This is a genomic window from Candidatus Marithrix sp. Canyon 246 (assembly GCF_001723685.1).
In the GTDB taxonomy this organism is placed as follows: domain Bacteria; phylum Pseudomonadota; class Gammaproteobacteria; order Beggiatoales; family Beggiatoaceae; genus Marithrix.
The window spans coordinates 1-9,101 of the sequence record NZ_MCBX01000043.1 but is presented as its reverse complement, the minus strand read 5'-3'; the positions used below and the strand labels follow the sequence as shown (position 1 = coordinate 9,101).

Genomic DNA, 9,101 nt, shown 5'->3' with positions numbered 1-9,101 from the left:
AGATGTGTATAAGAGACAGGAGTGACAACGAAACCCACCATTTTCGATGGTTTTGGTGGGTTTCGCTATCGCTCTACCCACCCTACATATATTTTTTGTATTTCAATTATTTAAATACTTATGTATAACTATGAGTGTTGGAACGTGGATGAGTCTGTTAATGGAATTATTTGATGTGTTTTTTTATGTTCCATTAGTCGTTTTTCCCAACTGGTTTCTATCAGGCTTATCATTTCATTTTGAAATCTAGCTTTGGAGAAGTATTTGGCATGTTCATGAATTTTCTTGGGTATAAATACTTGTTGTTCAAAACGTTGAACTGCCTCAATTATAGATTCTTCTGTTTGTTCTGAAAAAAATAATCCAGTTTCTCCATCTTTCACAGTCTCCGTAGCTCCGCCTTTGCCAAAAGCTATAACTGGTGTGCCACAAGATTGTGCTTCTACTGGTGTTATGCCAAAATCTTCTTCTGCGGCAAATACAAATGCACGAGCTTTTTGCATTTTGTCTTTTAATACTTCATCTGGTTGATAGCCCATTAGTTCTATATTTGAACCAGCAATGGCTTTTAGTTTTTTAAATTCTGTGCCGTCTCCAATCACAACTAGGCGTTTTTCTGGCATTTTGTTAAAGGCTTTAACAATCAGATTAATTTTTTTATAGGGTACTATTCTTGACGCTGTTAAGAAAAAGTCTTGTTTCTGTTCGTATAAAGGAAATGCGTCTATATCTACAGGAGGATAAATAACTGTTGCATTTCTACCATAGACTTTACGTATGCGTCGCGCTATATAGTGAGAATTAGCTACCATTTTATCTACTCCATTAATGGTTCTAATATCCCATATGCGTATTTTATTCAGTACCCAACGCGCTAACCATGATTTAATTCCTGTTTCCATGTTGGCTTCACGTAAATATTGATGTTGTAAATCCCAAGCATAGCGTATAGGTGTGTGTATATAACTTATATGCAATTGATTTGGTCCAGTTATAACTCCTTTGGCAATCGCACTAGAACTAGATACCACTACATCATATTCTGATAAATCAAACTGTTCTATAGCAAGCGGCATAAATGCTAAATATGAGCGATATTTTGTACGACCCTTGGGCAATTTTTCAATAAAAGATGTGTGTATTGGATGTTGCGCTATATGGGTATCGCGAAAATTTTCAGCTTGATAAATCAAGGTATAAACTGGCGCGTCTGGATAATGCTCCAGCATAGCTTCAAGTGTTTTATCCCCACCTGAGTAAAAGGATAGCCAATCATGGCTAAAGGCTATTTTCATTGGTAGTTTATTTTTTGCTTGACAGTATTTTTTAAATTTGGTATAAATAGGTAATCGGTTACATCACCTGTCATTAGTCTTTTTAGTAACGTTCTACCATTAAGATTAACTGCATATTAATGAATACATTCAGTTTTAAGTGAAAATATATTTTATATCAAACACTTAAAACTAGAGGAAAATCATGAGCAATTATAATAATAAGTTTACTGTTTTAATAAAAAAAATAAATGAAAATTCTTGTTTCTTACCAGAAAGTGTATTTCATAGTTTGTTAAAAACTATAAATAAAGCTTTACGTGAGAGAATGTCTCATCGTGGATTATGGAAAAGTCCTACTAATTATCTTGGTTATCCTAGTTCTGGTCATTGGAGCCAAGATGATAATTTGTTTGAAGAGCTTGTTTTTGATTGTTATGTGTTTGCAATTGCTAAGCGTCTTAGATCATTACGTAATGCTATGCAACGATTTGACAATATAGATGGTTTAGTCTATAGAAATATTAATAATTTCCTCACAGAGCGGCAAAGAACTCATGATCCTATAGGTTATGCAGTAGCGCAAAATGCTATATGTGCGATTGAGCAGGCTATTGAGTTAGGAGCTGTTATCCCTGAAGGTTTAAGAAGGGGAAAAATTTGTAATCAGACATCTTTTAGTTTTGAATCATCTAAAGTGACGGACGATCCTGAATTAATATCTAAAGTCCTTATCAATAATAAAAAATGGTTAAAGATTCGCATGAGTCTTGCAAAACGGAATAAAAGAGTCCAACAACAGTTATGTGAATTGATTTGTGCATTTAAAGATGCGGATATGAAGTCTTTTAAGTTTAAGACTTTAGTCGATATCATGAAGGACGATGTTCGTGCTAGTTATTTCACAATAGATGAAGATAAAGAGAAAATTTATATAGATTGTCAAGAACTGAATGCCATTTTTCAGAAATGGTATCTACACATGATTCAGTTGATTGAACAGTCAAAGTATCAGCGTCGTGTTCGTCATAAACTGAAATTAATATTCATGATACGAGTCAGATCTATTACTAATTTAGATAAAATTCTTTCACAAAGTGAATTAGCAAAAAAATTAAATGTATCTGTAGGCACAATAAATGCTGAGCTAAAAATTATCCGAGAATATGCACAACAAATCACAAGTGATTATAACTCAAATTCTTTATCTGTTTTTATTGCTAATATACTAAAGTAGTGCCAATTGTGACAATAGATTTTAAAAAATTATATGACATAGATGCTGATATAGCAGACAAACAGAATTTAATTGATATAGAACTAGCAGATCGTCCACTATCTCCACAGCCCGGTGATATTTTTCTATTTGAGGAGCTTGATGTTATGGGATTGCAAATTGTGGTATTGAATGTTGATGATTTAATTTTAACTGTAGCAGCTGATGATAATCCTATGCTTGGTGGTTTTGATCTTGAACTTTCAGATGATGCTTTATGCGCTCCACTTATTTTGCGATGTAAGTATAATATTTTGATTCCCAACTATAAATTTAATTTAGATTTGCGCGTAGGAGTTGTAGAACCAGAATATTGTGTCCAAGCATTGGATATCATTTCAAATCTTTCTGATAATTTAAAAAATGAAATTGATGATGATTTATATTATCAGGAATGGATGGAAGAAATTGCTGGAGCATTAAAGGCTGTGACCGATATTTACTAGCGTTACTTTGTATGATGTTCTTATATATTTGTAGGGTGGGTAGAGCGAAAGCGAAACCCACCATTTTGGCTAGGTGGGTTTCGCTTTCGCTCTACCCACCCTACATTAACTACATGAGCTTTGAAACTAAGCCATCATCCCATGATGTCGCAATAAAGCATCAATCTTAGGTGCCCGTTCACGGAATTTTATAAATAATTCCATTGCTTCTTCTGAGCCGCCTTTTTCTAAAATTGTTTCTAGGAATTGTTGCCCAGTTGTGGAGTCAAATATTCCAGTTTCTTCAAATTTTGAGAAGGCATCAGCTGATAATACTTCTGCCCATTTGTAGCTGTAGTATCCAGCAGCATATCCTCCTGCAAATATGTGAGAAAAACTATGTTGAAAGCGGTTGAAGTCTGGTGGAAATACTACTGCTATTTGTTGACGTACTTCATCTAGTAAGTTTTGTATATCTGTTCTGCCTTCTAGGTGTAAGCGAAAGTCAAATAAGCCAAATTCTATTTGGCGTAGGGTGAACATGCCTATTTGAAAGTTTTTTGCCGCTAACATTTTTGTTAGTAATTCTGCTGGTAAGTTTTCTGCAAATATGTCTAAGGCTGGTTGTTGCCAGCACCAGTTTTCCATGAATTGACTTGGTAATTCTACCGCATCCCATGCTACTCCATTTATTCCTGCCACTGGTGCATAATCTACTTGGGTTAAGATGTGGTGTAAGCCATGTCCAAATTCATGAAATAGTGTGGTTACTTCTCTATGGGTTAATAGGCTGGGTTTGTCATTGATTGGTGGGGTGAAGTTGCAGCATAAGTATGCTACTGGTGTTTGTAAGCCTTTGGCGGTGCGGTGACGAATAATACATTCATCCATCCAAGCTCCACCTCGTTTGGCTTTACGAGCAAAAGTGTCTAGGTAAAATTGTCCGCGTAATTCTCCAGCTTTGCCATAAACATCGAAAAATTGTACATCTTTGTGCCATGTGTCGATGTTATCAGTACTTTCTTTAATTGTTAATCCATATAGTTTTTCTACTATCTTGAATAATCCGGTTAATACTTTGTTTAAAGGGAAATATTGGCGTAATTGTTCTTCTGATAAGTCATAAAGATGTTTGCGTAATTTTTCTGAGTAATATGGTATATCCCACGGTTCTAATTCTTGTTTGGCAAAGCTTTTTAATTGTTCTAATTCTGTTTCAGCTATTGGTTTGGCTCGTGTGGCTAAGTCTGTTAGAAATTCTAATACTTGTTCAGGTGTTTCTGCCATTTTGGTGCTTAGGGAGTATTCGGCATAGTTAGCAAAACCTAGTAATTGTGCTAATTGTTGGCGTAAAGTGACAATTTCTTGCATTATGTCGCTATTATCCCATTGCCCAGTAGATGCACGAGTGACAAATGCTTTATACATTTCATATCGTAATTCACGATTATCTGCATAATTCATAACTGGTTGATAACAAGGAAAGTCAAGTGTCAATAACCAACCAGTTAAATCAGCATCTTTGGCATTTTGTTTGGCTAAGGCTAGAACTGATTCTGGTAATCCAGCTAGTAAGGATTGATCAGTAATATGTTTTTTCCAAGCATGGGTGGCATCAAGTACATTTTCAGAGAATTGGGTGCTGAGTTTAGAGAGTTGTTCTTTGATTTGTTTATAACGCGCTTGTTTTTCTGCTGATAAGTCGATGCCAGATAAACGAAAATCACGCAATTCATTGCTAATAACTTTTTGTTGAGAATCTTTGACTTCAATTGATTTATAAGCTTCAAATAAGCTTTTATTTTGCCCTAATTCGCTATGATAAGCTGAAAGCAGTGGCAAACATGAGTTATAAGCGGCTCTTAATTCGGGATTATCAGCTACATTATGTAAATGTTGAATTGGAGACCAAATACGATTTAATGTATCATTTAATTCATTAATGGGTTGAATTAAGTTATTCCAATTATAAGAATCAGTTGCTGCAAGTAAGTTGCTAATTTGAGAATTATTATCTTCAATTAGTTGCTTAATTGTTGGTAAAATTTGTTCTGGTTTAATGCTATTAAAAGTAGGTAAATTCATAATTTGATAATTATATCATAAATTAGTATAATTGTTGTTCTAATGAGGAATTATACAATGTATGCTGAGTTACTAAAAGATTTTGAAAATAGTGAAAATTTAGGTGGTAAAGCATGGCAACATGCAGTTAATATTGATTTGATAGAACAAATGAATATTAAAGACTGTTCATTGCATTGCTTTCATTATCAACAGATGCTTGAAATGTTTATCAAGTATTTATTGGAAATGAAAAGTAAATATGGTTTATATTCAAGAACTCATAAGTTAAATAAGTTACTAGAAGAGCTAATTGAATATACTGATTTTAAAACAAATAAATCCAGTTATCGAATGGCGATACAAGTCATTACTGTCTGTGTTGAAGAATATCGTTATAATTTTTTAATTGATTGTGATGGTTATCATGATAGTGTAAAAATTGCAAATGAATTATTAAAAGAGCTATTGAGATTTGAAAAAACTGAGACTTTAGGATAACACATTTTTGGGATAATTTAAATTATGTGTCTTCCTTAAGTTATCATTTAATTCATTAATTGGTTGAATTAAATTATTCCAATTATAAGATTCAGTTGCTGCAAGTAAGTTGCTAATTTGAAAATTCATAATTTGATTTATAAGCAAGCCCTGAAGGGGCGAAATAATATAAGGTCCCTCCTAATGTCGGGAGGGCAACGCCCTAGGTGCGGATGGTATTTTATTTTAGCCCTGAAGGGGCGTATTAAAACATAAATCTCATTATTTTACCCTTTCAGGGCTTACATATAACATTCATATTTACCTAGGGCGTTGCCCTCCCGACATTAGGAGGGACCTTATATTATTTCGCCCCTTCAGGGCTTGTAAATCAAATAGTTAAATATATAAGTATAATTGTCGTTTCATATTTTTTTAAAAAATTTACATTATTTATAATTTGGTGTTATAATTTAGTTTCCATAAACGACATTGAGGTTTATTTATTATGAATGATGTCCCTTATATAAAGCAATGGCGAAGTAGCTTATTTGCTTTATTTATCTTATCTATATTCTCCACTATGGCTGTGGCAGAATCTCCTTTATGGAGTGCTACTCAAACTAATGAATTTTCTAAAGACCAGATATTAGTTAAATTAAAAAGCAACGCAAACGCTTCATCCTTGGTAAATATCTATAGTGATGTTGGTGTTTCGCATGTAAAAACCTTTCAAAATATTGGTATTTCTCTAGTAGAAATCACTGATCAAAATAAAACTGTCGATGAAATTCTGGAAAGTTTAAATAAATACGATCAAGTTGTTGAGTATGCAGAACCTGATTATATGATGCAGATAGATAGCATTCCTAATGATCCAAGGTTTGATGAGTTGTGGGGTTTGCACAACACTGGTCAATCTGGTGGTACTAATGATGCTGATATTGATGCCTCTGAAGCTTGGAATAATCATACTGGTGATTCTACTCTGGTTGTAGGGGTTATTGATACTGGTGTTGATTATAATCATGAAGATTTAGCTGCTAATATGTGGGTTAATCCTAATGAAATAGCTGGCAATGGTATTGATGATGATAATAACGGCTATATTGATGATGTGCATGGTATTAATGCCATTAATGATGATGGTGATCCTATGGATGACAATGGTCATGGTACTCATGTTTCTGGTACTATCGGAGGTGTTGGTGATAATGGCATTGGTGTAACTGGAGTCAATTGGAATGTTAAAATCATGGCACTGAAATTTTTAAGTGCTGGTGGTAGTGGTAGTACCTCAGATGCGATTGAAACATTAGAATATGCGATCATGATGAAAACTCAGCATGGTGTTAATATTAAAATGACCAGTAATAGTTGGGGTGGCGGTGGTTCTAGTCAAGCAATGCGTGATGCGATTGATGCTAGCCAAAATGCTGGAATGCTTTTTATTGCCGCTGCTGGTAATTCTGGTACTGATAATGACGCAAGTCCACATTATCCTTCCAGTTATGATTTGCCTAGTGTGATTGCTGTAGCTTCAACTGATCGTAATGATAATTTATCATCATTTTCTTGTTTTGGCGCAAATAGTGTAGATTTAGCTGCACCGGGTAGTAGTATATTAAGTAGTACTCCGGGTAATCAATATGCTAGTTACAGTGGAACTTCTATGGCAACTCCGCATGTTGCAGGTGCCGCAGCATTGTTATGGGCTGCTAATCCCAATGATAGTTATGCTGATATTAAAGCTAAACTTATGGGTACTGTCGATCAATTGGCGAGCTTATCGGGGAAAATGATTTCAGGTGGACGCTTAAATATAAATAATGCTTTGGGTTGTGATCCTAATAATCCACCAAATTTACAAGTTTCTTTGGCAGAAGCTTTTAGTGTTTATCAAAGTCAAGCTGTTGTATTAACAGCATCTTTAGTAAATTGTGCTAATTTAACTGGAGCTACTATTAGTGTAAACTTTAGCAATGGCGATTCTGCTTTAACTTTGTTAGATGATGGTGTAGCACCTGATGCTGCCGCTAATGATGGTGTTTATACGGCTAATTGGACACCAAGTAACACTGGTTCAACTACAGCTAATTTCAGTGCCACACATAATGGAAATAATTATCCAGCAACACGAAATGGTACAGTTGTAGAAACCATAGTTTATACAGTAAATGATCAGCATTCATTCGACTGGGTTGATATAAGTGGTACTGGTACAAATCTGAATCTTAGTGATGACAGTCATTATTATTCAATTCCGTTTGAGTTTAACTTTTATGGTCAAAGTTATTCAGATATAGCTGTTGGTTCTAATGGTGGAATTTATTTTGAAGATACTAACTTAACCCTTAGCAATCAACCTATTCCTAGTGATATGACTATAAATACTTTTATGGCTGTATTATGGGATGATTTGAATCCCGGCGCAGGTGGCGGAATATTTTATGAAATTCAAGGTACTGCACCAAATCGTAGTTTGATTATTCAATGGAATGAAGTGCCGCGTTTTGGCATTAATGGTAATACTTCTATACAAGCTATATTAGAGGAAGCCACTGGCAATATTATCATGCAATATCTGGATGTAAACTTTGATAATGCCAGTTATGACAATGGTGCATCTGCAACGGTTGGTTTGCAAAGATCTGCTGATTTTGGACAACAATATTCTCATAATACTCCAGCATTATCAGATAACATGGCAATTCTATGGTCTTTGAATCCAGAAGAGCCACCAGCAGCAGGAAGTTTGCAATTCTCTCAAGCTACTTATAGTGTCAATGAAGGAATAGGTTCAACAACAATAACTGTAAGTCGTACTGGTGGCAGTGATGGTTCTGTATCAGTTGATTATGCTATCAATGATGGTACCGCAACATCTGGAAATGATTATTCAGCTACACCGGGAACTCTAAGTTGGAATGATGGCGATAGCAGTAATAAGTTAATCACAGTTAATATTATTGATGATAATAATCAAGAAAGTAGTGAAAACTTTAGTTTAGTTTTGAGTAATGCTACAGGTGATGCTACCATTGGTTCTCCCAATAATACAGTAGTTACAATTACTGATAACGATTCAGGAGATGATTGTGCTCATGCTACTTTTTCAGTTGCAGATCATAAAATTACTATTCCAATGCTTGATATGCCGCTGTTAGATTCTCTGACTGGTGAACCTAATGGTAATATTGCTGTATTACAAGCAGAATTAGCAATGACTGAAGGTGTTGGAGATTTCAAAATGATCCCTGAAAGCATATCAATCATTGCTGGAGAAGAACCAAATGCAGAATGTCATGCTAGCTATTCTTATAATACTAGAATCATGCACTTTCCTTTTGTAGATGTTGCTTCTACTATAGTGTTACCACCAAATATTGTAATTGATGGACCAATACAAGTATTTGAAGCTAATTTACAACAATTACAGTTGTATAATGAAATATTCCATCTTAAAGATTATACTTATCTTTATGAATTAGAATAATTTTAAAATTCATGTAGGGTGGGTAGAGCGTCAGCGAAACCCACCATTGAAAGAGATAGTTTTGGTGCTGTCTCTTATACACATCT

The 9,101-nt window shown here is 34.5% G+C and carries 6 protein-coding genes; 4 read left to right on the top strand and 2 right to left on the bottom strand.

Features of this window, described 5'->3' with window-relative positions; all coding sequences use genetic code 11:
- Positions 1–128: 128 nt before the first annotated feature.
- Positions 129–1,295 carry a glycosyltransferase family 4 protein gene (locus tag BHU68_RS15105; protein WP_069472848.1) on the bottom strand — a complete coding sequence of 389 codons (1,167 nt, stop codon included), beginning with the start codon at positions 1,293–1,295 and terminating at the stop codon, positions 129–131.
- Between the two features lie 184 nt (positions 1,296–1,479).
- On the opposite strand from BHU68_RS15105, the gene BHU68_RS15100 reads away from it, so the two are divergent.
- Together BHU68_RS15100 and BHU68_RS15095 are read left to right on the top strand one after the other, a co-directional pair.
- Positions 1,480–2,511, top strand: a complete 1,032-nt coding sequence (locus tag BHU68_RS15100) for a hypothetical protein (protein ID WP_069472847.1) — start codon at positions 1,480–1,482, stop codon at positions 2,509–2,511.
- A gap of 8 nt (positions 2,512–2,519) precedes the next feature.
- The gene (locus BHU68_RS15095) at positions 2,520–2,996 is read left to right on the top strand and encodes a hypothetical protein (protein ID WP_141698872.1); all 477 of its coding nucleotides are present in this window, start codon (positions 2,520–2,522) and stop codon (positions 2,994–2,996) included.
- Between the two features lie 126 nt (positions 2,997–3,122).
- Here BHU68_RS15095 and BHU68_RS15090 read toward each other — a convergent pair whose 3' ends face one another.
- Positions 3,123–5,060 carry a M3 family metallopeptidase gene (locus BHU68_RS15090; protein WP_069472592.1) on the bottom strand — a complete coding sequence of 646 codons (1,938 nt, stop codon included), beginning with the start codon at positions 5,058–5,060 and terminating at the stop codon, positions 3,123–3,125.
- Positions 5,061–5,117: 57 nt separating this feature from the next.
- On the opposite strand from BHU68_RS15090, the gene BHU68_RS15085 reads away from it, so the two are divergent.
- On the top strand, positions 5,118–5,540 hold the full coding sequence (locus BHU68_RS15085) for a HEPN domain-containing protein (RefSeq protein ID WP_069472591.1): 423 nt from the start codon (positions 5,118–5,120) through the stop codon (positions 5,538–5,540).
- Positions 5,541–6,027: 487 nt separating this feature from the next.
- A complete protein-coding gene (locus tag BHU68_RS15080) occupies positions 6,028–9,015 on the top strand; it encodes a S8 family serine peptidase (RefSeq protein WP_069473001.1) in 2,988 nt (995 codons plus the stop codon).
- Positions 9,016–9,101: the final 86 nt, after the last annotated feature.

Coding starts and splice junctions, on each gene's coding strand:
- BHU68_RS15080 (WP_069473001.1), top strand. CDS start 6,028: ATGAATGATGTCCCTTATATAAAGCAATGGCGAAGTAGCTTATTTGCT.
- BHU68_RS15100 (WP_069472847.1), top strand. CDS start 1,480: ATGAGCAATTATAATAATAAGTTTACTGTTTTAATAAAAAAAATAAAT.
- BHU68_RS15105 (WP_069472848.1), bottom strand. CDS start 1,295: ATGAAAATAGCCTTTAGCCATGATTGGCTATCCTTTTACTCAGGTGGG.
- BHU68_RS15090 (WP_069472592.1), bottom strand. CDS start 5,060: ATGAATTTACCTACTTTTAATAGCATTAAACCAGAACAAATTTTACCA.
- BHU68_RS15085 (WP_069472591.1), top strand. CDS start 5,118: ATGTATGCTGAGTTACTAAAAGATTTTGAAAATAGTGAAAATTTAGGT.